Here is a 24,078-nt window from a genome sequence, read left to right as displayed (position 1 = left end):
TTAGCGCCCGTCCCGAGGCCCGGGATGGACGCTATGTGACCCCGCGTTGTTTGTTTGGTGGGCCGGGCAGGATCTGGCCGGCTCGCAGGACCGCCACCAGCTCGAAGTCCGGGCCCACGGCGACGACGTCGGCGCGCATCCCGGCCCGGAGCCCCCCGATCTCGGCCTCCAGGCCCAGGACCCGGGCAGGGACCAGGGTTGCCGCCAGAACGGCGTCGGCAGGGCTCACCCCGCCGGCAATGGTGGTCCGGACAACCTCCAGCAGCGTCGCCGTGCCGCCGGCGAGGGCGCCGTTGCTGCTCAGGGTCGCCACGCCGTCGTGCACCACCACCTCAGAAGGACCCAGGGCGTAGCCGCCGTCGGGCAGCCCGGTTGCCGCCATGGAGTCCGTCACCAGCGCGATGTTTCCGGCGCCGGCCAGGTCGAACACCATTCGGACCGTCTCCGGGTCGAGGTGCACCCCGTCGCCGATGAGCTCGACGACGGCGGTCCCCGCCGCCGCCAGCCGCAGGCAGGCCGCGGCCGGCCCCGGCGCCCGGTGGTGCAGCGGAGGCATGCCGTTGAACAAATGAGTCACCGTCGGCCGGGCATGCGGCCCGAAGCCCCGCGCAGCCCTGCCGATGAAGTCTGCGGCCTCCGCCAGCGAGGCGGCGGCCGTCCGCGCATCGGCGTCGGTGTGGCCCAGCGAGGGCGTGACACCGTGGCCGGTAAGCGTCCGGACCAGCTCGCTGGCGCCCGGCAGTTCGGGGGCGTAGGTCACCGTCCTCAGGGCACCGCCGGCAGTGTCCAGCATTTCCCGCAGCAGTTCAGGATCGGGGTCCCGGAGCCAGCGGGGGTTCTGCGCGCCGCAGCGGGCGCGGGAGAGGAAGGGGCCTTCGGAATGGATCCCGGCGATGAGTCCCTCAGCGGTCAACTCCTTGAGGACGCCGAGTGCCCGCAGCAGCTCATCGGCCGGGGCGGTGACGAGGCTGGCCAGCAGCGTGGTGGTCCCGTGGCGGTGGAGGAAGTCCACTGCCTCCCGGCAGGCCTGGTCATCTCCGGTCGGGAATCCGCCGCCGGCCGCGCCGTGGCAGTGAAGATCGACGAGTCCGGGCAGCAGCGAGCTGCCGGGCGGCAGCGTGAGCTCCTCGGCGCCGGGGAATTGCGTGGCGTCATAGCCGCCGCCGGGTCCCGCGTAGGCGATCCGGCCGCCCGTCACGGCCACGACGGAGTCCGCGGTGCTGGCACCGTCGGTGAGGAGGGTGCCGCGCAGGACGAAGGCGGGAGCGGTTTCGCGGGATTCCGGCATCTGGAAAGTCCTCAGCAGTACGGCGCGGCGGATGGGGTCAGTTGAAGACTAGCCGCCCGGTGAAGCAGACGCCGTTCCGGCTGCCGTCGGTTTCCACGATCCGGACGCGCGCAGTGCGGGTGGCGAAACAAAAGGGGCTGCCTCCAGCCACATCTGGAGGCAGCCCCGCAGGCATCGGGCAGCGGGGTCAGGCCCGGGGGCTGACCATCTCCTCGATGGAGAGGCGCTTGGCGGTTTCCTTCGCCTCGACGCGTTCGGCGGCGGCTAGAACCTGAACGGCGTCCTGTTCGCTCACTACGACGACGCCGTCGGCGTCGGCAACGATGATGTCGCCCGGCGCGACGACGACGCCGGCGATCGCCACCGGGATCTGCAGCCGTCCCGGGCCGAACTTGTACGGCCCGGCGGGTGTGACCGAGCGGGCGAAGACGGGGAGTCCGCAGGCGGCCAGAGCCTCTGCGTCGCGGACCGCGCCGTCGATCACGAAACCGGCGATGCCGAGCTTCTTCGCGCGGAGGCCGATCAGGTCACCGATGAGCGCTCGTGACTGGTCCCCGCCGCCGTTGACCACAATGACGTCACCGGGCTTCGCACCGTCGAGGGCGGTGTGGATGATGAGGTTGTCCCCGGGGCGCGTCCAGACGGTGAAGGCGGGGCCTGCGAGCCTGGCGCCGGCCCAGACCGGATAAAGGCCGGACGCTACACCGATCCGCTCCTGGGCGTCGCCGATGTTGGCGGCCGGGATGGCGCCCAGCCGGCTGATCACGTCCGGGGTTGGAGCGTAGGTGGAGGAAATGGTCTCTGCCTGCATGTCCTGCACGGCCTCTCTGATGGTTTCCATGGTCACTTCTGCTGGAGCAGTTCTTCGATGACGGGCTTGATGGTCTTTTCGCGTTCTTCCCAGAGTTTGCTGGCATCGCTGCTGGACAGCCACGCCGGCTGAGTGGCAGCGCCCTTGAGCTTTTCCTGTACCGCAGTGTTTTCGTAGGCCTTCTTGAGCGCCGCCTCGAGCCGGGCAACGACGTCGGCGGGGGTCTTGGAAGGAACCGAGAGGACAAAGGTGCTGGACATCGGAGCCATCTGGTAGCCGGCGCTCTTGAGCGTCGGGACGTCGGGGGCGAACGGGCTGGGCTGGTCCGAGACCACCGCGAGGAGTTTGAGGTCTCCGGCCTTGTACTGGCCGAAGAAACTGGATACCCCGCCCAGGGAAAAGTCGAGTTCGCCGGAGACCAGGGCGGCTACTTTGTCGGCGCCGCTGTTGTAGTGGACGATGTTGAAGTCCAGGCCCAGCTCCTTCTCGAGAAGCAGGAGGTTGATGTGATCGTCGCCGGCACGGGAGTCTGTCCCTGCCTTGATGGTCCCGGGTGATGCTTTGACGGCCTCGAACAGGGACTGGATGTCCTGGTAGGGGCTGTTCTTGTTCACTCCGATCACCACGGCATTCGTCGCGTAGGCGCCGATGGGAGTGAAGCTGCTGCGGGTAAACCCTGCCTTCTTGGACGGGTCCAGGTAGCGGCCCAGGATGGACGGGACGTTCGTGGTTCCAAAAGTGAGGCCGTCGGGCTTCGCGTTGGCCACGTAGCTGAGGCCCACGATCTGGCTGCCGCCTTCCTTGTTGACCACCTTGACGTTGGCGCCGAGGTCCTCCTGCATGGCGGGCGCCACGATGCGGGCCAGAATGTCGCTTCCGGCGCCGGCCGCGGACGGAACGACCCACTCGATGGTGGCCCCTGCTTTGGGGAACGCGCCGCCCGCAGGGCCGGTGCCGTTTGCTGCGCCTCCGCAGCCGGTGAGGGCCAGGGTGGCGGCGGCGATGGCCGCTGTGGCCAAGACTGTCAGTTTCTTCATTTCGCAAGCTCCTTTGGTGCGACGGGGACGTTGGTTTTCTTCTTCAGCGTTGAAGCGATGAGGGGGCGGACGGCGCCGAACACGATGGCGATGACGATGACCGCGATGAGGGTGAGGCTGATGGGTCCCTCGAGGAAGACGCTGTAGTCGCCGCGGGACAGGGCCAGCGACCTTTGGAAGTTTTCTTCGAGCATGGGTCCAAGGATCAGGCCAAGGACCAGCGGGGTGAGCGGGACCTTGACCAGTTGGAAGATGTAGCCGAGCACCCCGGCGCCGAGCATGATGAGGATGTCGAACGGGCTGCCGTTGATGGAGTAGGTCCCCAGGAACATAAAGGCCAGGATGGCGGCCATCAGGTAGTGGAAGGGGACTTTCAGCACGGCGATCCATACCCGGGCGAGGGGGACGTTGAGGATGAGCAGGATCAGGTTGCCGACGATCAGGCTGGCGATGATGGCCCACGCGACATCCGGGTTATCGCGGAAAAGCAGCGGTCCGGGGATCAGGCCGTTCATGGTGAAGGCGCCGGCCATGATCGCCACCGTCGCCGACGTCGGGATGCCCAGGGTGAACAACGGGATCATGGACGACACGGCCAGGGCGTTGTTGGCCGATTCCGGGCCGGCGATGCCCTCCACTGCGCCCTTGCCGAACTCGTGGGACCGCCTGGACATCTTCTTCTCGGCGGCGTAGGACGCCAGGGAAGTCGCAGCACCGGGCGAGCCGGGGAGCAGCCCCATAAAGAAGCCGATGACGGAGCCGCGCAGGGCCGGGAGCGCGGAGCGCCGCAGGTCGGTGCGGGTGGGCATGAGCCGGGCCACCTTCAGCGGGCTCGGCACGCCGAGCGGGCCTTTCTGGGCCTGTCCGAGGACCTCGCTGAGGCCGAAGATGCCCATGACCACCGCCACCAGCCCGACGCCGTCGAACAGTTCCGGCAGGTCGAACGTGAACCGGGCGAGGCCGACGCCGGAGTCCACGCCGACTGTGGCAATCGCAAGTCCCGTAGCTGCACTGAGCAAGGCCTTGGCGGGGTTGTTGCCGGCGAAGCTGGTGATGAGGGCGAAGCCGAGCAGGGAGACGAGGAAAAGCTCCGGGGCGCCGAACTCCAGCGCCAGCCTGCTGAACGGTGCCACCACAACGAAGCCGATGACTCCGATGAGTCCGCCGATGAACGAGGCCAGGGCCGCGATGACCAGGGCAGGGCCGCCTCGGCCCTTCTTCGCCATTTGGTAGCCGTCCAGGGTGGTGGCGATGGAGGAGGCTTCGCCGGGGATCCGCAGCAGCACTGCTGTGGTGGTTCCTCCGTAGGCCGCGCCATACAGGATGGCGGCGAGCATAATGATGGCGGAAGTGGCATCCAGGCCGAAGGTGACCGGGATCAGCAGTGACACCGCCGCGGCCGGGCCGAAGCCTGGCAGGACGCCCACCAGCATGCCCAGGACGCAGCCGAGGAGGGCAAAGAGTAAGTGTTCGGGAGTTAGGACGGTGGCGAGACCACCGAGGAGCTGGTCAAATCCCATGGGTCACAGCCCCAGTCCGGCAAGGAAGTCCAGGCTGGCCGTCGGCAGTGCGGTCCCGAGCCAGACCTCGAAGACCAGCCGGGAGGCCAGGGCCGCGCCGACCGCCACGGCGGCGGAAATCCACAGTTTTCGCTTGCTGACGAAGTGGAGGATAGTGCCCAGCTGCAGGGTCATGACGACGGTGTAGCCGAGTAGGGGGAGCAGCAGCGCGGCCAGCAGGATTGAGCCGACAATAATGCCCACCCGGGCCCAGCCCTGGCGGTCCGGGAACTCGGCGACGTCGGGCTCGTCGCTGTTGTCGTCGTCGAGCAGGGACACGAGTGCTGATTCCGACTCGTGGTGCGGCGGGAGTGATTCCGTCGTGTCGCTTCCGGAGACGGCGGCGGCCGGCGCCGTCGCCAGGTCCGGCGTTCGGCGGGCGGCGACTAGCTGCAGGATCCAGAGGATGCCGGCGATGGCCATGAGCGTTCCGGCGACCGCTGGGAAGAACCCCGCCCCGACCCCGGAGCTGTTCGACAGGCCGTATCCGGCGCCGACGACGGCGATCCCCAGGCCTCCTGCCAGGGCCGCTCCCGCGACCGTCCATTCAAGCGCCACCGGCGCTGTGAGGGTTTGCATCTTAGTGTCCGCCTCTCTGCGGCAAAATAAGTTGAGAACATGGGTTACAAGCCTGATCCCCTAACCAACTTGCAACCTTGCACAGGATTGCATCTTCGTGAGAGAGTGTCAAGCATCACATGATTTCCCCCGCGGACCTCAAAGGAGAGCCATCTTGAGTTTCAAAGCAGTAGTGGCCAGCAGTACGGCCCGGCTCAGTGCATCGGAGGAGCGCGTCATGAACGTGCTGCTCGGTGATGAGATGTCCGGCATCACCGCGGCTGAAGTGGCGGAACGCGCGCAGACCCACGAGTCCACTGTCGTGCGGCTGGCAAAGAAACTCGGATACCGCGGATACCCGGAGCTGCGCGGTGATCTGCGCAGGGACGAAACCCCCATGGAACACTCCCACGGACAGATCATGCGCGGAGAGTCCGGCTACGATCTCTCCGCGTTCATCGCCGACGAAATCCGGGCACTGAAGCGGTTGCCGCACTTTGTCCCGCAGGAGGACCTGGACGCTGCCGCGGGAACGCTGCACGCGTCGCGGACCGTGTACCTGTTCTCCAGGACCGACGAGAGGCCGACGCTTGACCTGCTGGCACGGCGGATGCGCCGGCTCGGCCTGACCACGGTCACGCTGGGCACAACACCAAAGGACATCGCGGAACGCTTCGCAAGCTTTGACGAAAACAGCACGCTGATCGCCATGGCCCTGCGCGAGGCACCAGGCCAGCTGACGACGCTCGTTTCCGAGGCCGCCCGACGCGGCGGCAAGACGATCCTGATCTCGGATGTGCCCGGCTACCGCTTCCGGCCCAGCCCGGACCATCTCATCACAGCCCGCCGGGGTGATGACACGGAGTACCGCACCCAGCTCATCCCCGCGGCCCTCGCCTATGCGCTGCAGCTTGCGGTGTTCCACACCGATCCGGCCAGATACCAGGCGGCCCGGGACGGCATCGACGACCTGACCCGCCTCCTGGGGGGAGCAGACGAAATCCCGCTGCGTCCGTGAGCGCGCGTCCGTGGCGCGCGGCGCTGAGCGCCCAGGCTGTCCTCGCCCAGGCCGCGTGGGTGGGGATCCGGCTCATGATCGGCTACAGGGCCCTCGAAGCCGGGGCTGAACCCGTGTTCCTTGGTGTCGTGGCGTCCACGTTCGCGCTCCCAGCCCTCATTGCGGCGCTCCCGGCCGGCAGGCTCGCGGACAAGTTCGGCGGGACACGGATGTCGATCATCGGCCTGTTGTGCGCGGCAGCGGGGACAACGCTCATGTTCGCGGTGCCGGGCCTGCCCTTCCTTCTCGTGGCCAGCGTCATCATCGGCCTGGGGAACCTGTTGGTGATGGTGGGACAGCAGACGTTCGTGGCCCATGCCAGCAGCAAGGGATCAAGCGACAGCGCCTTCGGCACCCTCACCGCCGCCGCCTCGGTGGGCCAGTTGATCGGTCCGCCCGCAGTCACCTTGGTGGCATCCCTGGGCGGTGGCGGCGGAGCTGTGCCCAATACGGACCTCGGGCTTTTGGTGTGCATCGGCTTCAGCTTGCTGGCTACACCGGCCTTCTTTTTCCTGCGCCGGACGGACGCGGCCCTCCGTGAGGAACGGCGGCTGGCTGTCGCGTCCCGGCCCGCAGAGGGCGGTCTCTACCGAACCCCGGGATTGTGGCGCTCCCTCGCCGTCAGCGGTGCCGTGCTGGTCACCGTGGACTTGATGTACGCCTTTGTCCCGGTGTGGGCCACGGAGCAGGAAGTGAGTGCAACGGCTGTCGGGCTGCTCTTGGCCCTCCGCGCAGCCGTCTCCCTGATGAGCCGGGTGGGTCTCACGCGCCTCATTCACCGGTTCGGCCGCAAGGTATTGCTGCTCACTTCCATTGTCACAGCCGTGGCGTCGCTGATCGCGCTCCCCCTGGTCGGACCCTATGGCGCCATTGCCGTGATGATCGGGCTGGGAATCGGCCTGGGCATTCCGCAGCCATTGACCATGGCCTGGGTTGTTGCCCTGACGCCGGCATCCCGCCACGGAGCGGCCCTCGGGCTGCGGATGACCCTGAACCGCCTCGCCCAAATCACACTGCCGATCGCCGTGGGATCGTTCGCGGCACCGTTGGGGGTCCTGGGCATCTTCTGGGCCAACGCCGCGCTGCTGGCCGGCGCCGTCGTCGTCGTCGCCGGGTCGGATGCCGGCTCAGCCAGGCCTCCTCAGCCTGACTGAGGGCGGTTCCGGTCCTCAGGCCATCAGGGTGAGCACCGCGATCCGGTACCCCTCGGTTGATTCGATGAGCTGGTAACAAAAGTGCTCGGGCTGCCGGCCGAGGTAGGACCAGGTGACGTCGGCCCAGACGGTGCCCGGCGCCTCCCCCATGATGACGGTCTGCCGGCCGACGTCGTCCACTCCGGCGTACTGGCTGAAGGCGGAAGTGAAGAACTCCTCGGTCTGGCGGGAATCGCTGACCGGAATCGACGTGCCGGGGAACAGGATGAGTGAAGGCACCGCGTACAGGCCGGCGATCGCCTTGGCGTCGCGCGACAGCAGCGCTGCGGCGTAGCGCTCGAAAAACTCTTCTACCTTGCCCGTGGTCGCAGTCATGGCCCCAGACTACAAACTCCCCGCGCCCCGCGCACCGGCATCTTGATCCCGGCGGGTGGGCGTCATCGGGTAAATCGGCCCTACCGGCCTGCCGGCGGGCGGTCCGATAATCGGCGTATCCACCCCTGTCCAAACTATGGAGGCGATCGACGTGTCGGTTTATACGCTGGGAATCTGGTTGGTGCACCCAGGCCGCGAGAATGATTTCGTGCAGGCGTGGCGGGACCTGGCCCGGAAGACCCAGGAGGACTTCCCGCACGCGAAGGCCGTGCTGATGCATGACCACGACGTCCGGAACCGGTTCATCAGCACCGGGCCGTGGGAATCCCTGGAACAGGTGGAGCAGTGGCGGGCGTCCGCGGTGTATACCCAGGGCATTGAGGCGATGAAGGACCTGCTGGAGCACTTCGAGCCGCACACCCTGGACGAGGCCGCGGGCATCGGCGGGGATTAGCTGCCTGATTCCCCGACCGTCAAAGCCTCGAGCACCGCGGGCAGGAGCACGCCGTTCCGGCCCCAGACCGGGTCGAACACTTCCACGTACCAGGACTCGGCCAGCAGCAGGGCGAGGGTTTCGTTGGCCTCCTCGGTCCAGTCCCGGAGCTGTTCCCCGCTGACCGGGCCTTCGCTGCTGCCAAGGACCGTCACCACGGCGTCCTCCCACAGGGTCACAGGGATGGAAGCCTGGCTGGTTTCCCCGGGAGCGTGCGCCACGGTGACCAGGCCGGTCCGCGTGGACAGATCCAAGAGCGCCGACGCCGACTCCGCACTGCAGAAGCCCGTCACGTAGGCCCGCTGCGCATGTCCTTCCGCGAGGACGCCGGGCTGCGATTCCCTGGTGAAAAGACTGTTCCGGTTCAGCTCCGCGAGCCCGCCGGCGATGACCTTCGTTTCGGCGTCATAACCGGGGGTGAAGGTCCCCGGCTGGTACTCGCTGCGGCCTTCCAGCCAGCGCGCGGTGAGCTCGCCGGCTGCCGGGATGGTGCCTGCCTGCCGCCAGACCTCACGGTCTGCCAGGAGCCGGCCAAAGGAATCCCGTTCGGTGGTGTATCTGTCCTCTGCCATGTTTGAACGCTACGCCTTTCGCGCGGTGGCCGCCGACGGGTTCGTGGCGGACGGTGCGCCGCCTGCGGCGCCGGAGTGCTGCTGCAATAGCAGGGCGAGGCGCTCGCAGCTCAGGCGGAGGGCCTCCAGTTCGCGCCGGCTGTATTCGTCGATGGTGCGGTGGATCAGCTCCGGGAGCTCCCCGGCTTCCTCATCCACCTCGAACTCGTGGTGCAGCGTGACCTCGGAGGACTCCTCCGCGCGGAGGATCTCCCAGCCGCCGTCGAGACGGACCAGCGGGGGTTCCAGCCCGAGCTGTCGGAAGCCGGCACGGTGGCCCTCGGCATCGAAGACCCGGTGGCAGTGGCTGGAGTTCAGCGAGCCGTTGGCCACGACGGACGTCCGTAGTTCATGGTCGGCGTCGTCGCCGCTGACCCGTTCGGAATAGACAGTGAGCCCGTCAAGGAGAGGCCAGTGCGACGAGTCGCGCAGCACGGTGAAGATGAGGTCGGCGGGGGCACCAATGGTGAGCCGGTGGGTTGTCCGGCGGGTGGTCAGCGGCAAGTCCTACACCTCCTGTGATCTGCGGGCTTGTTAAGCAATCTAGGCCAGCCGGGCGGGGCCGTGCAGATTTTTGTCCCGCGGCGTCACGGCGGGAAATCTGGGGTAACACTCTGCCGCCGCAGAGGACCTTGGCAGTCGCCGGATGAAGCCCGGTGACCCCCTGTATCTCCTGGTTTCGCGGTGCTTTGACCCGCCTTCCAGCGGCCCGGATAGTAACTGGCACCAGCATCACATCCGAGCCTTCCAAGGGGAGAACAATGTCCAGAACCACCCTCAAATCCGGCGTTACTGTCGCGCTCGCGGCCACCACCCTGCTGGGCCTGGCGGCCTGCTCCGACCCGGGTGCCTCGGCTGCCGGCAATGCCAGCCCCGCGGCGTCGTCGGCCACGGGCATCAAGCAGTTCAACCTCTCGCCGGAGCAGGACCGGATCACGGTCACCGTCAACAAGGAAGCTGCCGCCCTGGTGCCGGACGCGATCAAGCAGGACGGCAAACTGACCGTTGCGGTCAGTCCGTTCGCGGCCCCGCTGGCGGTCTACGCCACCGACAACAAGACTCCGGTGGGCAACGAAGTGGACCTCGCAGTCGCCCTGGCCCAGTCGCTCGGGCTGGAAGCCGACATCGTCCCGACCGCGTGGGCGGACTGGCCGCTCGGCGTCGACTCCGGCAAGTACGAGGCGGTGCTCTCCAACGTGACGGTGACGGAGGAGCGCAAGCTCAAGTTCGACTTCGCCAGCTACCGCGACGACAAGCTGGGCTTCTACGCCAAGGCCGACAGCGCCGTCAGCAAGGTGGAGACGGCCGCGGACGTGGCCGGCAAGCGCGTGATCGTGGGTTCCGGCACCAACCAGGAGTCCATCCTGCTGCGCTGGGATGAGGAGAACAAGGCCAAGGGCCTGAAGCCGGTGGAGTTCCAGTACTACGACGACGACTCCGCCTCCCAGCTGGCCATCCAGTCCGGCCGCGCGGACCTCACCTTCGGCCCGAATGCCACATCAGCCTTCAAAGCCGCCTCGGACGCCAAGACCAAGCTCGTGGGCCTGGTCGACGGCGGCTGGCCGCTGAAGGCGAACATCGCGGCCACCACGAAGAAGGGCAACGGCTTTGCTGTGGCCGCCGCGGCCGGCCTGAACCACCTGATCGCGGACGGCTCCTACGCGAAGATCCTGGACCGCTGGGGCCTCAGCTCCGAGGCCGTCACGAAGTCCGAAGTCAACCCGGCGGGCCTGCCCAAGAAGTAGCCTCCACGCAGCACCACGCCACACCAGACAAACCAGGAATCCCCGCCGGAAAGTGTCCGGCGGGGATTCCTTGTCTGCCTGATGCGTCGATTGCTCCGTACCCGCCCATATGAGCCCTCAAAACGGCGGGTACGGAGCAATCGATGGGGATGAGCGGCTGGAGATCCTCTAGAGATACTGCTCCCAGAGCGTCAGCTGGAGCCGGGTGAGGGCGGTGCCGCTGCCGTCCGTTCCGCTATGTCCCACGGCCGTGCCGGATTCCGTCTCGCTCATCGTTTAGGCCCGCGCCGTTTCAGCCGGGGATGCCGGGGTGGCTTGGGCCTCCGCGGAGCCGGGATCGGCCCCGGCGGCTCCGGGGCGGACCGGAGCGGCCAGCCCGAGATTCTCCCGGAGCGTGGTCCCGGCGTACTCGGCCGGGTACACGCCGCGTTCCTGCAGTGCGGGAACCAGGTGGTTGACGATGTCGTCCAGCCCGCTCGGGATCAGCCAGGGCGAGATGTTGAAACCGTCGACGGCGCCGGTGCGAGCGTACTCGGCCAGGCGGTCCGCGACCTCTGTGTAGGAGCCGGTGAACGTGGAGTCCCCGCGGCTGGTCTTGGCGGAGACGAACTGGCGGATGGACTGGCCCTTGTCCTTGGCCTCCGCGCGCCACTGGTCCGCCAACTGGCGGGCCTTGGCGCCGTGGAAGCCGCTGCCGCGGGTTTCGGACGTCTCCTCCACCACGGGGTCAATCTCGGGCAGCGGTCCGTCCGGGTCAAACTCCTGAAGTTCCCGGCCCCAGAACTGCTCGAGGTAGGCGATGGCCTGCTGCGGGCCGATCTGCAGGCTCCGCACCCACTCCTTTTTCGCCAGGGCCTCCTGCGGTGTGGCGGCCAGGATGAACTCGCTGGCGGGCATGATTTTGACGTCGTTGGCCCCCCGGCCCGCCTTGAGGGTGCGTTCGACGATGTCGCCGCGGAACTTCAGCGCGTCGTCGAGCTGGGGGTGCGCGGAAAAGATGACGTCCGCCTGGCGGGCGGCAAAGTCGCGGCCCTCGGGGGAATCGCCGGCCTGGAACAGGACCGGACGGTACTGGGCGCTGCGGGGCAGCCGCGGCGAGACGTCGACGGCGTAGTGCTGGCCGGTGTGCAGCGCCCGGCGGACGGCGCCGGGGGCGGCCCAGCGTTCGGCCGACGCCGAGGCGGCGATGGCGCCGTCGTCCCAGGCATCCCAGATCCGCTTGGCTGTCTCCACGAAGGCCTCGGCATGGACATAGCGGTCCGCGTGGTCGAGGTAGCCGCCGCGGCGGAAGTTGGCGCCGGTCCAGGCATTGTCCGTGGTGACGATGTTCCAGGCCGCGCGGCCGCCGGAGAGCAGGTCCAGGGAGGAGAGCCGGTGGGCCAGGTCCGCCGGATCGTTGTAGTTGGTGTTCTGGGTGGCGACCAACCCGATGTGCGTGGTGACGGCGGCCAGGGCGGCCAGGGCAGTCTGCGCGTCCGGCCGGCCGGCGACGTCGAGGGCGTGCGGGCGGCCGAGGTGCTCGCGCAGCCGCAGTCCTTCACCGAGGAAGAAAGCGGAGAACAGTCCGCGCTCGGCGGTCTGGGCGATCCGCCGGAACGATTCGAAGTCCGTCTGGGAACCGGACTCTTCCGATTTCCAGATGGTTCCTGAGTTGACGCCCTGGAAGAAGACGCCCAGCCGAAGCTGCCCGGACGGAGTGAATTCCCGGGCGGGATTCGCGGTGTGGCTCACGGTGATCTCCTTAGTTTCCTGCGTTGACGGCGTCGGCGGCCGGTGAAGCGGCCGGTGAAGCGGCCGCAGCGTAGCGGCTGGCGGGCCGGGCCAGGCCCAGCTGCTCCCGGAACGTGGTGTCGCTCTGCGCCGGTGCCAGGATTCCGCGGCGGCGCAGTTCGGGGAGGACCAGCCGGCCGAGTTCTTCAAGGTCGGTGTCCAGGACCGCCGGGTGCAGGCGGACGCCGTCGGCGGCAGCTTTTTCACCGGCAGCCGCAGGTGAAAGGAGCCCGGCGAGGAGTTCGATGAGCTCGGTGGGGGCACCGACGAAACGCGCCCGCGGGCTTTCCCACGGAGTGTGCGCGTCCAGTGCGGCGAGCCGTTCGGCCCCGCTTTGCCCGCGGGAGGCGAGGACGACGTCGAGCTCGGCAATGAGGGCCGGGGCGGTCCCGGCGCCGAACGCGGCGAGGGCTTCCCGGGTTTCCGCGAGCTCGGCGGCGAGCAGTTCCGGCGTCGGAGCGGAGACCAGGAGTCCGTCTGCAGCGCCGGCGGCGAGCTCCTCCGGTGCCAGCAATCCGGCCGGGGCCAGCACGGGTAGCTGGCCCTGGAGCGGACGCGGGATGATCGATGGACCCTTGACGGAGTAGGTCCCGCCCGCAAAATCGGCGTAGTGGAGCTTGTCCACGTCCAGGTAGCGTCCGGTGGGGACATCGCGGATCACGGCGCCGTCCTCCCAGCTGTCCCAGAGCCGGCGGCTGACCTCGATGGAATCCGCGGCTTCCTGCGCGAGCCGGTCCCTTCCGACCGGTTCACGGCCGACGGCGGCGGCGTCGGCGGTGCTGGCCGACGCGGCGACGAGCCAGCCGGCCCGTCCACCGGTGACGTAGTCAAGGCTGGCGAGCTGGGTGGAGACGTGGAACGGCTCCGTGTAGACCGTGTCCACCTCCGGGATCAGTGCGATGGAGTGCGTGATGGGCCCTGCGAAGGCTGCGCGCTGCAGGGAGTTGAGCTGTGCGGCGGCGTCCGCGGGCCGCTCGGCGTCCTCCGGTCGCGGGGCGTCACTGAACGTGGCGGCGTGGAAGCCGGCGCTTTCGGCGGCCAGGACCACGTCGCGGAGCCTGGCCGGCGTGAGCACCGCGGCCGGGGCTGTGCGGGTGGCGCGCCACGCGGCGGGGTGGCTGCCGGCGCCGTCGAGTTCGATGATTAGCAGGCCGGCGCCGTGGCCGGGCGGGCGGGTGCCGAGGGGTTCGGGGGAGATGCTCATGACACGTCCTGACGTTCGTAGGGGATCTGCTCTCCGGCTTCGACGGCGACCGGCAGGCGGTTCTCCGCCGGCGGCAGGGGGCAGGTGGCGAGGTCGGTGTAGGCGCAGGGCAGGTTCACTGCGCGGTTGAAGTCGAGCGTGACGGTGCCGTCCGGGCCGGGCGCCGCAACCGTGAGGGAGCGGTTGGCGGCATAGGTGGTCCGGCCCGACGTCGCATCGGTGAACAGCACGGACAGGGTGCCCGGGGAGTGTCCGTTGAAGGCGGTGAGGACCAGATCCTCGCCGCCCAGCCGGAACCTGAACTCGCCCGGCGCCTCGTAGACGTGTTGGATGCCCTCGACCGCGGCCCCGACAGTGGTCTGGCGCGGCTCAGCGAAGGGAACGAATATTCCCGAAACGGAATATTCGCTCGCTGGTGCATAGGCGGGTGTTCCCTGGTAGCCGGTGAGCAGCGGATTCAGCGGATGCCGCGGCCGCACAACATACCGGCCGCCGCGTTTGGCGACCTCGATCACGATGTGCCCGGCCCCGGCGTCCTCCACGCGCAGGTTGAGGCCTTCGCGCTCGGAAATCGGCCCGAGGAGCACGGTGGCTCCGGTCCCGTCGGCGTTGAGTTCCTGACCGTCGCGGAGGACCCGCTCGCCTGCCCCCAATACCAGGCGGACCGCGTCATGCTCCACGTTCCAGGTGCCCGGCGCGCCGTCCAGCCGGGCGGGGGAGGCATCGAGCCAGTGCAGGTGGGTGACGGCGAGGAAGCCGTGCGGGTCCGCGCGCCGGCGTTCATGCGCGGCGTGCCACCCGGCCCACTCAGCGGCAAAGGAATCCGTGCTGGTGGCCGTTTCAGTGGGCGTAGACATGGGAGCTCCTGTGGCTGGTGTGGTCGGCGGCGACGCGGGCCGCGGCGTCGGGTTCGGTGCCTGTAGTGCCAGTGAGGCTGAAGCCCGGGCGGCCGGCGAAGGGGTCGCCGTCGGCCCAGAGGTCGGTCGGCGCCGCGGCCCGGACGGCCGGGATGACTTCGAGCGCAAACCGCTCCAGGATGTCCAGCTGCTGCTCGAACGGCTGCGTGGTGGGCAGGGAGATGGACTGCAGGTCGTGGCCGTAGAGCTCGTGGTAGCTGAGAATCTTGTCGATCACCTGTTCCGGGCTGCCCACCAGGGCCGGTCCTTCGGCGACGGCGTGGTCGATGTCCCGGTAGGGCGAGTTGTTACCGGGGACGTCACGGCCGGCGGTGAGTGCCTCATAGACCGGACCGAACTGGCGTTTAGCCTCCTGGGTGGTGTCCGCGATGAAAACGCCGCCGGCGCCGGCACCCGAGCCCAGGAACTGGTGCTTGGGATCGTGGCCATGGCGTTCGTACTCCGCGCGGTAGTGCTCGATCAGCACGGCGTAGTTTTCCCGCGGCTGGATCGCATTCGCGGTGAACAGCGGGTCGCCCCACTTGGCGGCCAGCGCGGCGGAGGTCAGGCTGGTCGCCGAACCGTGCCAGACGCGCGGTGCCCCGGCGAACGGTCGCGGTGTGGTGGTGGTCGGCTCGGTCAGCGGCGGGCGGAACCTTCCGGACCAGGTGACGTTCTCCTCGCTCCAGAGCCGCCGGAGCAGCCCGTATTTCTCGGCCAGGAGGTCCCATTGATCGTCCAGATCCAGACCGAACAGCGGGTACTGCAGCACCTCGTTGCCTTTGCCGATCACGAGTTCCAGCCGGCCGCGGCTGAGCTGGTCGATCGTGGCGTAATCCTCCGCAACCCGCACCGGGTCCAGCACGGACAGCACGGTCACCCCGCTCTGCAGCCTGATCCGGCTGGTCACCGCGGCGATGGCCGCGAGTACGGTGGTGGGGGAGGAGGAGATGAACTCGCCGGCGTGCCGTTCCCCGACGGAGAAGCTGTCGTAGCCGAGCTCCTCGGCGCGCTGCGCCGTTCTGACCACCTGGTTGAGCCGGTCGGCGGTGGAGACGATCTCCCCGGTCACGGGGTTCTTCAGGTGCGGAATGATGTCCAGGACCTGGAACCTCACGGTGTTTTCCCTTCCCGGGCGGGCCCGAAGTTCGCCTCGGTGACCGTCTTCGCCTCCGCGAGGGCTTCCTCGGAGAGGCCCCAGCGCTCCAGGACCTTGCCGTAGGAGCCGTCCTTGATGGCCGAGTTCAGTGCGTCGGTGATGGCGGGGGCCAGACCGTTGCCCTTGAGTGTGGTCGCGGCCACGAGGGTCTCGGACGGCCAGCCGGCGTTGACCTTGCCCACCACCTTCAGGTCGTCGCGGGTGTTCTCGCGGTACGTCACGGAGGGGAAGGGGGCGATGTTCAGGTCGGTGCGGCCGGAGGACAGCGCCAGGATGGTGTCGGCATCGGACGAGTAGTACTGCAGCACCGCGGGGGCCTTGCCCTTGGCCTCGAGTTCCTTGTTCCAGGCGATCAGGATCTTCTCCTGGTTGGTGCCTGAGCCGACGGAGATCTTCAGCCCGGAGATGTCGTCGGAGCCTTTGATGCCGTAGCTGGAGGTCTTCTTCGCCTCGAAGCCCATGTACGCGGCCCGGTAGCTGGAGAAATCGAACAGCTTCACGCGGGCGGCATTGATGCCGACATTGGAGAACACGGCCTCGAAGTCGCCGGACTGGGTCTTCAGCGGCCAGTTCTCCCAGGATGTCACCTGGACGTCCAGCTCCAGGCCCAGCTTGTCCGCGACCAGCTGGGCGATGTCCAGTTCGACGCCGATCGGCGTCTTGTCGTCGCTGGCGTGGAAGGACAGCGGGATGGAGCCCGCGGTGGTGGCCACCGTCAGCTTGCCGTCCTTGTTGATCAACTCGGGGACGTTCGCGGCCAGGGCCGGGTCCTTCTGCGCGCGGATTCGTTGCTGGTCCGGCGAGGTGTTGTAGACGACGCCGTTCCTGGCCGCCGTCGTGGCCGGCTGCGCACCGGCCGCCGCGGCGCCCGGATCGGAGCAGCCGCTGAGCGCCAGGGTCCCGGAAAGTGCTCCAAGAAGGGCGACGGCGGGAAGTCCCGCGAGGCGGCGGAAACTGGGTGTGCGGGTGATGCGAGTAGCCATGGGGGGTCCTTAGATGTTGAAAGCGGGTTCGATCACCTTGGAGAAGAAGCTGCGGGTGCGTTCTTCGCGCGGGTTGGTGAAGATGTCCTGGGGGCTGCCTTGTTCCACGATCTGGCCGTCGTCCATAAAGATCACGGTGTCTGCGACGTCGCGGGCGAAGCCCATCTCGTGGGTGACGATGATGAGGGTGGTGCCCGAGGTGGCGAGCTCGCGGATGACGTCGAGGACCTCGTTGACGAGCTCCGGGTCCAGGGCCGAGGTGGGCTCATCAAAGAGCAGGATCTTGGGGTCCAGGGCCAGCGCCCGGGCGATCGCCACCCGCTGCTGCTGGCCGCCCGAGAGCTGGCGGGGGTAGGCGCCGGCGCGGTCCTTCAGCCCCACCCGGTCCAGGAGTTCGAGGCCCCGCTCCCGCGCCTCCGCCTTGGTGAGGCGCGGCTTTCCGGAACGCGGCGCGACGACGGGCGCCTCCACCACGTTTTCCAGGGCCGTGAGGTGCGGGAAAAGGTTGAAGTTCTGGAACACCATGCCGATTTCCGTGCGCTGCTTGAGGACGTCCCTTTCGCGCAACTCGTGGAGCGTGCTGCCGCGGACCTCATAGCCCACCAGCGTCCCGTCGATGGCGATGAAGCCGCCGTCGACCTTTTCCAGGTGGTTGATGGTGCGCAGCAGGGTGGACTTGCCTGAACCGGAGGGACCGACGATCACGGCCACGCCGCCGGGCTCCACCGTCAGCGTGATGCCTTTGAGGACGTCGGCGGCGCCGAAGGACTTGCGGACCTTCGTGATCTCCACGAGCCCGCGGGTGGGACCGGCGCCGGCGGCAGTGGCGCCGGTGGCGGGGAGTTCGGTGGCAAGGGTGCTCATCGGGTGACCTTCGCTGAGTTGTCGGCAGACAGGGCGTGGGTGGACAGGAACTTGCGGGCCTTCTGCAGCGGCGTCAGGGGCAGCGTGCGGACGGCGCCCTTGGAGTAATGCCGTTCGATGTAGTACTGGAAGACGCTCAGCACCGAGGTGATGGCGATGTACCAGAGGGTCGCCACGAGCAGCAGCGGCAGGACCTGCTGGGTCCGGTTGTAGATGACCTGCACGGTGTAGAAAAGCTCGGAGTAGGCCAGCACGTAGACGATCGAGGTGCCCTTCACCAGGCCGATGATCTCGTTGAAGGCCGTGGGCAGGATGGCCCGCATGGCCTGCGGCAGGACGATCCTGGTGGAACGCCGCCAGGCCGGTATGCCGAGCGCCGCGGCGGCTTCCAGCTGGCCCTGGTCCACGGAGAGGATGCCGCCGCGGATGATCTCGGCCGAATACGCCGCCTGGTTCAGGGTCAGGCCGAGCACCGCCGCCGCGAACTGGCTGATCAGCGTGGTGGTCTGGATCTCGAAGAACCGGACATCGGTGAACGGGATGCCGAGGCTGATCTTCTCGTACAGGTACCCCAGGTTGTACCAGAGCAGCATCTGCACCAGCAGCGGGGTGGAGCGGAAGATCCACGAGAAGGTCCAGGACACGGAGACCAGCAGGGGCGACGCGGATAGCCGCATCAGGGCCAGGATGAAGCCCAGCACGAAGCCGAGGATGCCGGAGATCGCTGTCAGTTTGAGGGTTTCCAGCAGGCCGTTCAGGATCGACTTCGCCGTGAACCACTGCGCCACGATGCCCCACTCCCAGCGCGGGTTGGTCGCCAGCGACCAGGCGATGCCGGCGACGCCGAGGGCCACCACCACGGTGCCGACCCAGCGCCAGGGATGGCGGGCAGGGATGACGCGGTAGTCGGCGTAGTCCGTGGCGGGGCCGCGGTGTCCCGGAAGCGGCCCGCCGTCGGCCGCCGGCGTCGCGGCAGCCGGAACGGCCGTGGCCGCGGACGGCCCTGCGGCAGTGTTGTCGTCATGGGTTTGGGCTGTGCCGCCGGCAGACGCCGGCTCGGGTGCGGACTGCGCCACCTTGGTTGTTGTCGAACTCATGCGCCACCTCGCTTCTTCCAGTTGCTTCGTAGGGGGTCGGGATTTCTGCAAATCTAGGGGCGCGCCAGAGGCCCGGCAAGGCCGGATGTTGCATTCGGTCACGGGGCTTCTTGCGGCGTCATGAGTCGCTTTTTTGCACTGTTTGACGCCCCGTGACGTGCGGTGAACAGCCGTGACCGACGCCTCGACCGGCGCCTTGCGGCTTGCCTAGCATGGGGCCCTGAAGCACCCGAAAGCGCCATCCCGAGAAGGAGTCCCATGCCAGCGAAAGCCCCCACAGTGGTCTTTGTTGGCGGCGGTCCCCGCACGGCCGGCATCCTGGAGCGCCTCGCCGCCAACAGGCCCGGACTCCTCGACGGGCCCTTGGACATCCACGTGGTCGAGCCGCACACCGCGGGCTCCGGCCGGATCTGGCGCTACGACCAGCACCCCGGCCTCATGCTCAACTCGGCCGCCGCGGACGTCACCATGTTCACCGACGAGTCAGTGACCTGCGAAGGTCCCGTGGCAGCCGGCCCGGGCCTGGCCGACTGGGCCGCCGGTGTCCTGGCCGGCTCCATCACGGACGTCCCGGAGCTTCCGTCGGAGTTGCGGTGCCAGCTGGAAGAACTCACAGCCACCACGTTCCCCACCCGGCAGCTCCAAAGCCTGTACCTGGAATGGTTTTTCCGGCGCGCTGTCGCACAGCTTGCTCCGGATGCCACAGTCACCGTCCACCAGGACACCGCTGTTGCGATCGAACAGGTCCCGCCCACGCCGGGACAGCACGACGACGGCCCGCACCACGACGACGGCCGGCACCTCGTGCGGCTGGCCGGCGGCGCGGCGCTGCAGGCCGACGTCGTGGTTTCCGCGGTGGGGCATACAGACTCGCTGCCCGATGCGGCGTCGGCGGCGTGGGCCGACTTCGCCGCCCGGCACGGTGGCTTTCATGCGGCGCCCAGCTACACCACCGACGTCGACTATTCGGCGATCGCCCCGGGCCAGGACGTGATTGTCTCCGGCATGGGCCTGGCGTTCGTGGACCTCCTGGTCCTGCTCATGGAGGGCCGGGGCGGACGCTTCGAGGACACCCCCGACGGCGGCCTGGAATACGTGCCGTCCGGCGCCGAACCACAAATCTGGGCAGGATCCCGGCGTGGTGTGCCGTACCACTCGAAGATTTCCTCGCAGTTGCGCGGCCAACCGGCCGGTGCGCCGCGCTTCTTCACCGCGGGCGCTGTTGACGCCCTCCTGGCCGAGCACGGCGAGCTCGATTTCCGCACCCAGCTCTGGCCCTTGATCGCCAAAGACGCAGGCTACGGCTATTACCGCGAGCTGTTCACCGGCTACCCCCAGCGGACCGGCATGGCCTGGTCCGACTTCGCCGGGCGCTTCGCCGCCGTCCCCTGGTACAGCCCGGAGCGGGTCCGGCTGGTGGCCGAAGCGGTCCCGGACAAGGAACTGCACCTGGACCTCGAACAGCTGGACCATCCCTTCGCCGGCCGGGAACTGGGCGGACTGCCCGCGGTCCAGGCCGCGGTCACGTCCTACATCGAGAACGACCTCCGGCTGCGCACCGGACCGGACCATTCGGAGACCCTGGGCCTCTTCACGGCACTGCTCAAGGTCTACATGGAGCTGGGCCGGCTGGTGCCGCCGGAGCGCCTCAACTCCCGTTCGCAGCAGACCGTCCACGGCTGGTGGCACGGGTTCTTCAGCTTTGTCGACTCCGGGCCGCCGCCGCGCCGGCTCCGCGAGATGCTGGCCCTGCACCGGGCCGGGGTCCTGCGGTTCATCGGCCCCGGGCTGACGATCGCCGCGGACGAGGCTTCGGGCCTGTTCGTCGCCACCTCGGCCCAGGCCGGGGTCACGGTGCACGCCGCCGCGCTGATCGAAGCCCGCCTCCCGGCGCCCTCTGTGGCCCGGTCGGCCAACCCGCTGCTGCGCCAGCTGCACCGCTCCGGCCTGGGCGCCGAACAGCAGCACCTCAGCGCCGAAGGCCTGCACTCCACCGGGCGGCTGCTCGTCTCGGACCGCAACGAGCTCCTCAGTCCGGTCGGGGAACCGAGCCGCCGCCTGTTCGGCGTCGGGCCCGGAACGTCCGGCTGGGGAGCGGGGGCCTTTGCCAGGCCCGGCACCAACGCGGCCCCCTTCCGGGAAAACGACGCCCTGGCCCGGCGCATCCTGACCGTCCTGGCCGGGCAGACCGGGCTGGCCGGGCAGGGCGGCTCTTCGAGGCATCCTGAGTCCGCAGCAGACAATCCGACGCCCGCCACCAGCCAGGGAAAGGCCTGACATGAACCAACAAACCGTCCCGGCTCCGGCACCGCCCGGTTCGGCCCTGAACCCTGCGGCGCTCACGGTGCTGGACCTGCCCATGGACGACCCGCGGGTCCGGCCGCTCCTGGACGAACTGGCCGTGGAATATGACACCCGCTATGCGGGCCTCTTCGGCCGGGACGCGGCTGCCGAGGAGCTCAACCGCTACCCGGCCGGGGAATTCAGGGCACCGGACGGCGCGCTGCTGATCATCCAGGAGAACGGCAGGTCCGTCGCCGGCGGGGCGTTCCGCCGGCACGGTCCCGAGACGGCCGAGTTCAAACGGATCTGGACCCACTCAGCGCAACGCCGCCGCGGCCTGGCCCGCTTTGTCCTCGCGGAACTCGAGGCGTTGGCGGCCCGGCGCGGTTACCGGCACGTGTACCTGACCACCGGGCCGCGGCAGCCCGAGGCAAAGCATCTCTACCTCAATACGGGGTACGCGGCCCAGTTTGACCTGTCCGCCGACCCCGAAACCATCGGACCGCTCACGTTCACCAAGGACCTCCCGCCTCTGCCCTCCCGGTAATCCACCAACGCGGGGTCACTTAGCGCCGATCCGGGGCCTCAGGATGGGCGCTATGTGACCCCGCGTTGGAGTGGGGGCTAGAGTTCACCCAGGGGTTGACCCCGCGACCAAGTTTCAGCAGCCGCCGCGAATCCGTGGCGGAGAAGTACCCGGGAGTCATCAGTGCGGCACGGATCCAAGCCCACCATCCGCGATGTCGCGGAGGCCGCAGGAGTATCCCTGACCACGGTTTCCTACGTGCTGTCCGGCCGGCCCGGCGGCAACACCCGGATCAGCCGGCCCACCCAGGACCGCGTCCATGCCGCGGCGCATGAACTGGGTTATGTGCCCAACCGCGCCGCCCGCGGGATGCGGCGCGGCCGCACCGACGTCGTCGCCGTGGCCATCACCGACCTCGACGATTCCGGGGACCGCGGGCTCGCCGCGGCAGCCGCCAGGATCCTGCCCCGGCACGGCTACCAGCCGGTCATCCTCGTGGGCGAAAGCTGGCGGCAATTTATGCTCTCCGGCGGCGCCGACGGCGTCATCCTCGGCTCCGTTCCGGCGGAGCGCACCGCCGCCGACGTCGAGACGATGACGGAACTTGTAGACCGCGGGGTTGCCCAACTGGTCGTCTCGGAGACCGAGCCGCCGGACGGCGTCGACGTCCTGGCGCCGGGAACCAGCGCGACGCCGGATGCCCTCGCGGAGGGCGCCGTCGCCCGGTTGCTTTCCCGCCTGCGCGGCTGATCACCCGGCCGGGCGCGGGAGGCTACGCGTCCCGCAGCGGGCGCCGCGCCAGCCAGGCCGCGACGATGGCGCCGGAGATGTTGTGCCAGAGCGAGAATACCGCGGACGGCAGCGCGGTCAGCGGGCTGAAATGCGCCGTCGCCAGGGTGGCGGCGAGGCCCGAGTTCTGCATGCCGACCTCGAACGCCAGCGCCCGGCGTGCCTTGTCATCCAGGCGACCCAGCTTGCCCGCCAGATACCCGAGGCCGAGGCCGAAGCCGTTGTGCAGCACCACGGCCAGGAACACGATCCCGCCGGCGGCGACGATCTTGCTCGCGCTGCCGGCCACCACAATCGCGACGATCAGCGAAATGACGACGGCGGAGGCCCAGGGCAGGGCCGGCAGCACCTTGGCCACGAGCTTCTTCAGGAACAGGCGTGCCAGCAGGCCGGCGATCACCGGCAGCAGAACGGTCTTGACGATGTCCAGCACCATGCCGCCGGCGTCGATCTGCAGGTAGGAGCCGGCCAGGAACAGGACCAGCAGGGGCGTCACCACCGGGGCGATCAGGGTGGACACCGAGGCGACGGCGACCGAGAGGGCAACGTCGCCCTTGGCCAGGAACGCCATCACGTTGGACGCGGTGCCCGACGGCGCGCAGCCGACGAGGATCAGCCCCACGGCCAGTTCCGGCGGGAGGTTCAGGGCGACGGCGATGAGCCAGCCGGCGCCGGGCATGATGACGTAATGCGCCACGATGCCGAGAACCACGGCCCAGGGGCGCTTGGCCACGGACGCGAAGTCGGGCGGAGTCAGGGTCAGGCCCATGCAGAACATGATGATGCCCAGCAGGTACGGCACGGCGGGGCCGAGGGGCTTGAACGCCCCCGGCAGCAGGTAGCCGGCCACGCCTGCGACGACGACCAGCAGCGGGAAGACGGTCACCGCGATGCGGGCGATCTTTGCCTCGGCGGCCAGGGCTGGGTTGACCGGGACCGCGTCGGTGCTGGTCTCCGGGGTGGACTCAGGTGATTTGGTTGCCTCAAGCATCTAAGAATGGTGCCAGTCCGGACGCCCCGGAGCCAGTTAGTGACTGCTGCCCGGCGTTTATGTCAGATTATTAGGGCCCGCCTGAGAAGTGCCGGCACCGCGGCAAGACCGCGGAGGTAGTGGGCCTGAAGGGCGCCAGCCTGCTCATGCGCGAACGGCTGGCCGGGAAGCTCGGCTCCGACGCGCAGGCTGCGCTCCTGCCCGGTTACTTCCGCCGACGCGCGCAAGAGGCCGGCGTGTCACGCGGGTTTGCGACCCTTCTTTGGCTTGTAACTGGGAAGGAGCGCGGCCCTGGGCTGTCAGGGTGCTGGTTTGCTCGCTTTGCCGTCCAGCCAGAGCGTGTCCGACTCGTCGCGGTGCACACCGGAGGACCCGACGTGCTTCGAATCGATCCGCGGACCGTTCTTGATCACGTGGACCAGCGCCATGCCGTGGCCGCGCCCCAGCCCGTAGTCCTCCTTGAGCCATTCGAGGACCGGCCCCGCCTTCACGGACGGGCCGGCAAAGCCCTTCTCCCCGGCGATCTCCACGAGTTGGCGCGGGGTGAGCCCCGTCTTGTCCTCGATGGTGTCGAGATAGGCCTGGAACGACATGCGGGTCTTCCTCTCAGCGGGCTGCGGGTTCCTCCGCCACTCTAGGGACACCCGCGCCGCGCCGCCAGACCCTGTTTCCCCCGGATGCAGCCGAACCGGCGCGCTCCTGCCCGGTGACTGGGCGCGGGGCACGAAAAGATGCGGCGTGTTCCCCGGATTCGCCGGGTTCCCGCGCCGCGGCCGGGGAGTAACCGGGCAGGAACGTAGCCGGTGCGGGTTGGAGGCCGAACGGCTA

24 protein-coding genes are annotated in these 24,078 nt (G+C 68.7%); 7 read left to right on the top strand and 17 right to left on the bottom strand.

The genetic code is table 11. The features are described 5' to 3' along the window. Nucleotides 1–31: 31 nt before the first annotated feature. The 5 genes from AC1DC5_RS04670 to AC1DC5_RS04650 form a co-directional block, all read right to left on the bottom strand. The gene (locus tag AC1DC5_RS04670; protein WP_476864360.1) at nucleotides 32–1,288 is read right to left on the bottom strand and encodes an N-acetylglucosamine-6-phosphate deacetylase; all 1,257 of its coding nucleotides are present in this window, start codon (nucleotides 1,286–1,288) and stop codon (nucleotides 32–34) included. Between the two features lie 187 nt (nucleotides 1,289–1,475). Beyond that, on the bottom strand, nucleotides 1,476–2,099 hold the full coding sequence (locus AC1DC5_RS04665) for an RraA family protein (RefSeq protein WP_441407196.1): 624 nt from the start codon (nucleotides 2,097–2,099) through the stop codon (nucleotides 1,476–1,478). A gap of 32 nt (nucleotides 2,100–2,131) precedes the next feature. Next, entirely contained in the window at nucleotides 2,132–3,136 is a 1,005-nt protein-coding gene (locus tag AC1DC5_RS04660; protein WP_441407177.1) for a tripartite tricarboxylate transporter substrate binding protein, read from the bottom strand. After that, entirely contained in the window at nucleotides 3,133–4,656 is a 1,524-nt protein-coding gene (locus tag AC1DC5_RS04655) for a tripartite tricarboxylate transporter permease (protein WP_441407178.1), read from the bottom strand. The genes AC1DC5_RS04660 and AC1DC5_RS04655 overlap by 4 nt, the downstream gene beginning before the upstream one ends. Before the next feature lie 3 nt (nucleotides 4,657–4,659). Then, nucleotides 4,660–5,274: a tripartite tricarboxylate transporter TctB family protein gene (locus AC1DC5_RS04650; RefSeq protein WP_476864359.1), complete on the bottom strand. Its 615-nt coding sequence runs from the start codon at nucleotides 5,272–5,274 to the stop codon at nucleotides 4,660–4,662. Nucleotides 5,275–5,428: 154 nt separating this feature from the next. Here AC1DC5_RS04650 and AC1DC5_RS04645 point away from each other — a divergent pair, with 154 nt between their 5' ends. Further along, on the top strand, nucleotides 5,429–6,271 hold the full coding sequence (locus AC1DC5_RS04645; protein WP_476864358.1) for a MurR/RpiR family transcriptional regulator: 843 nt from the start codon (nucleotides 5,429–5,431) through the stop codon (nucleotides 6,269–6,271). Continuing rightward, entirely contained in the window at nucleotides 6,268–7,464 is a 1,197-nt protein-coding gene (locus AC1DC5_RS04640) for an MFS transporter (protein WP_476864357.1), read from the top strand. Before AC1DC5_RS04645 ends, AC1DC5_RS04640 begins: the two co-directional genes overlap by 4 nt. Before the next feature lie 15 nt (nucleotides 7,465–7,479). Here AC1DC5_RS04640 and AC1DC5_RS04635 read toward each other — a convergent pair whose 3' ends face one another. Then, nucleotides 7,480–7,839 (bottom strand): Cif family virulence factor, encoded by a 360-nt coding sequence (locus tag AC1DC5_RS04635; RefSeq protein WP_476864356.1) that lies wholly within the window; start codon nucleotides 7,837–7,839, stop codon nucleotides 7,480–7,482. 136 nt (nucleotides 7,840–7,975) lie between these two features. Between AC1DC5_RS04635 and AC1DC5_RS04630 the strand changes: the two genes are divergently transcribed. Next, entirely contained in the window at nucleotides 7,976–8,293 is a 318-nt protein-coding gene (locus AC1DC5_RS04630; protein ID WP_476864355.1) for an antibiotic biosynthesis monooxygenase family protein, read from the top strand. On the opposite strand, the gene AC1DC5_RS04625 is transcribed toward AC1DC5_RS04630, so the two are convergent. Continuing rightward, a complete protein-coding gene (locus tag AC1DC5_RS04625) occupies nucleotides 8,290–8,904 on the bottom strand; it encodes a DUF6919 domain-containing protein (protein WP_476864354.1) in 615 nt (204 codons plus the stop codon). The two genes, AC1DC5_RS04630 and AC1DC5_RS04625, sit on opposite strands and share 4 nt — an antisense overlap. Nucleotides 8,905–8,913: 9 nt before the next feature. After that, on the bottom strand, nucleotides 8,914–9,447 hold the full coding sequence (locus AC1DC5_RS04620) for an SRPBCC family protein (protein WP_476864353.1): 534 nt from the start codon (nucleotides 9,445–9,447) through the stop codon (nucleotides 8,914–8,916). Nucleotides 9,448–9,704: 257 nt separating this feature from the next. Here AC1DC5_RS04620 and AC1DC5_RS04615 point away from each other — a divergent pair, with 257 nt between their 5' ends. Continuing rightward, nucleotides 9,705–10,688: an ABC transporter substrate-binding protein gene (locus AC1DC5_RS04615; RefSeq protein WP_441407186.1), complete on the top strand. Its 984-nt coding sequence runs from the start codon at nucleotides 9,705–9,707 to the stop codon at nucleotides 10,686–10,688. A 276-nt stretch (nucleotides 10,689–10,964) separates the two neighbouring features. Here the strand turns inward: AC1DC5_RS04615 and AC1DC5_RS04610 are convergent, their stop codons facing one another. Genes AC1DC5_RS04610 through AC1DC5_RS04580 form a run of 7 tightly spaced genes read right to left on the bottom strand, consistent with a single transcriptional unit; the run spans nucleotide 10,965 to nucleotide 18,661 of the window. After that, the gene (locus AC1DC5_RS04610; RefSeq protein WP_476864352.1) at nucleotides 10,965–12,419 is read right to left on the bottom strand and encodes an NtaA/DmoA family FMN-dependent monooxygenase; all 1,455 of its coding nucleotides are present in this window, start codon (nucleotides 12,417–12,419) and stop codon (nucleotides 10,965–10,967) included. 10 nt (nucleotides 12,420–12,429) lie between these two features. Next, nucleotides 12,430–13,662 carry an LLM class flavin-dependent oxidoreductase gene (locus AC1DC5_RS04605; RefSeq protein WP_441407188.1) on the bottom strand — a complete coding sequence of 411 codons (1,233 nt, stop codon included), beginning with the start codon at nucleotides 13,660–13,662 and terminating at the stop codon, nucleotides 12,430–12,432. After that, nucleotides 13,659–14,519: a DUF1684 domain-containing protein gene (locus AC1DC5_RS04600; protein WP_476864351.1), complete on the bottom strand. Its 861-nt coding sequence runs from the start codon at nucleotides 14,517–14,519 to the stop codon at nucleotides 13,659–13,661. The genes AC1DC5_RS04605 and AC1DC5_RS04600 overlap by 4 nt, the downstream gene beginning before the upstream one ends. Continuing rightward, nucleotides 14,503–15,675 (bottom strand): LLM class flavin-dependent oxidoreductase, encoded by a 1,173-nt coding sequence (locus AC1DC5_RS04595; RefSeq protein WP_441407190.1) that lies wholly within the window; start codon nucleotides 15,673–15,675, stop codon nucleotides 14,503–14,505. Before AC1DC5_RS04595 ends, AC1DC5_RS04600 begins: the two co-directional genes overlap by 17 nt. After that, a complete protein-coding gene (locus tag AC1DC5_RS04590; protein WP_441407191.1) occupies nucleotides 15,672–16,700 on the bottom strand; it encodes an ABC transporter substrate-binding protein in 1,029 nt (342 codons plus the stop codon). Before AC1DC5_RS04590 ends, AC1DC5_RS04595 begins: the two co-directional genes overlap by 4 nt. 9 nt (nucleotides 16,701–16,709) lie before the next feature. After that, complete coding sequence (locus AC1DC5_RS04585) at nucleotides 16,710–17,564, bottom strand: amino acid ABC transporter ATP-binding protein (RefSeq protein WP_476864350.1); 855 nt, start codon at nucleotides 17,562–17,564, stop codon at nucleotides 16,710–16,712. Further along, nucleotides 17,561–18,661 (bottom strand): amino acid ABC transporter permease, encoded by a 1,101-nt coding sequence (locus AC1DC5_RS04580; protein WP_441407193.1) that lies wholly within the window; start codon nucleotides 18,659–18,661, stop codon nucleotides 17,561–17,563. Before AC1DC5_RS04580 ends, AC1DC5_RS04585 begins: the two co-directional genes overlap by 4 nt. A gap of 258 nt (nucleotides 18,662–18,919) precedes the next feature. Here AC1DC5_RS04580 and AC1DC5_RS04575 point away from each other — a divergent pair, with 258 nt between their 5' ends. The 3 genes from AC1DC5_RS04575 to AC1DC5_RS04565 all read left to right on the top strand — a co-directional run bounded on the left by AC1DC5_RS04575 (nucleotide 18,920) and on the right by AC1DC5_RS04565 (nucleotide 22,220). Next, nucleotides 18,920–20,938, top strand: a complete 2,019-nt coding sequence (locus AC1DC5_RS04575; protein ID WP_476864349.1) for an FAD/NAD(P)-binding protein — start codon at nucleotides 18,920–18,922, stop codon at nucleotides 20,936–20,938. A gap of 1 nt (nucleotide 20,939) precedes the next feature. After that, nucleotides 20,940–21,491, top strand: a complete 552-nt coding sequence (locus AC1DC5_RS04570; protein WP_476864348.1) for a GNAT family N-acetyltransferase — start codon at nucleotides 20,940–20,942, stop codon at nucleotides 21,489–21,491. Between the two features lie 162 nt (nucleotides 21,492–21,653). Continuing rightward, nucleotides 21,654–22,220, top strand: a complete 567-nt coding sequence (locus tag AC1DC5_RS04565) for a LacI family DNA-binding transcriptional regulator (RefSeq protein ID WP_476864347.1) — start codon at nucleotides 21,654–21,656, stop codon at nucleotides 22,218–22,220. Between the two features lie 22 nt (nucleotides 22,221–22,242). On the opposite strand, the gene AC1DC5_RS04560 is transcribed toward AC1DC5_RS04565, so the two are convergent. Both AC1DC5_RS04560 and AC1DC5_RS04555 read right to left on the bottom strand, forming a co-directional pair. Next, nucleotides 22,243–23,250 carry a bile acid:sodium symporter family protein gene (locus AC1DC5_RS04560; protein WP_476864346.1) on the bottom strand — a complete coding sequence of 336 codons (1,008 nt, stop codon included), beginning with the start codon at nucleotides 23,248–23,250 and terminating at the stop codon, nucleotides 22,243–22,245. A 299-nt stretch (nucleotides 23,251–23,549) separates the two neighbouring features. Next, nucleotides 23,550–23,843, bottom strand: a complete 294-nt coding sequence (locus tag AC1DC5_RS04555; RefSeq protein ID WP_441407107.1) for a DUF4287 domain-containing protein — start codon at nucleotides 23,841–23,843, stop codon at nucleotides 23,550–23,552. Between the last annotated feature and the right edge of the window lie 235 nt (nucleotides 23,844–24,078).

Source organism: Arthrobacter sp. 10L424 (assembly GCF_056395325.1).
The sequence above is the reverse complement of the archived record's forward strand: the minus strand, read 5'-3'. Positions and strand labels throughout refer to the sequence as shown.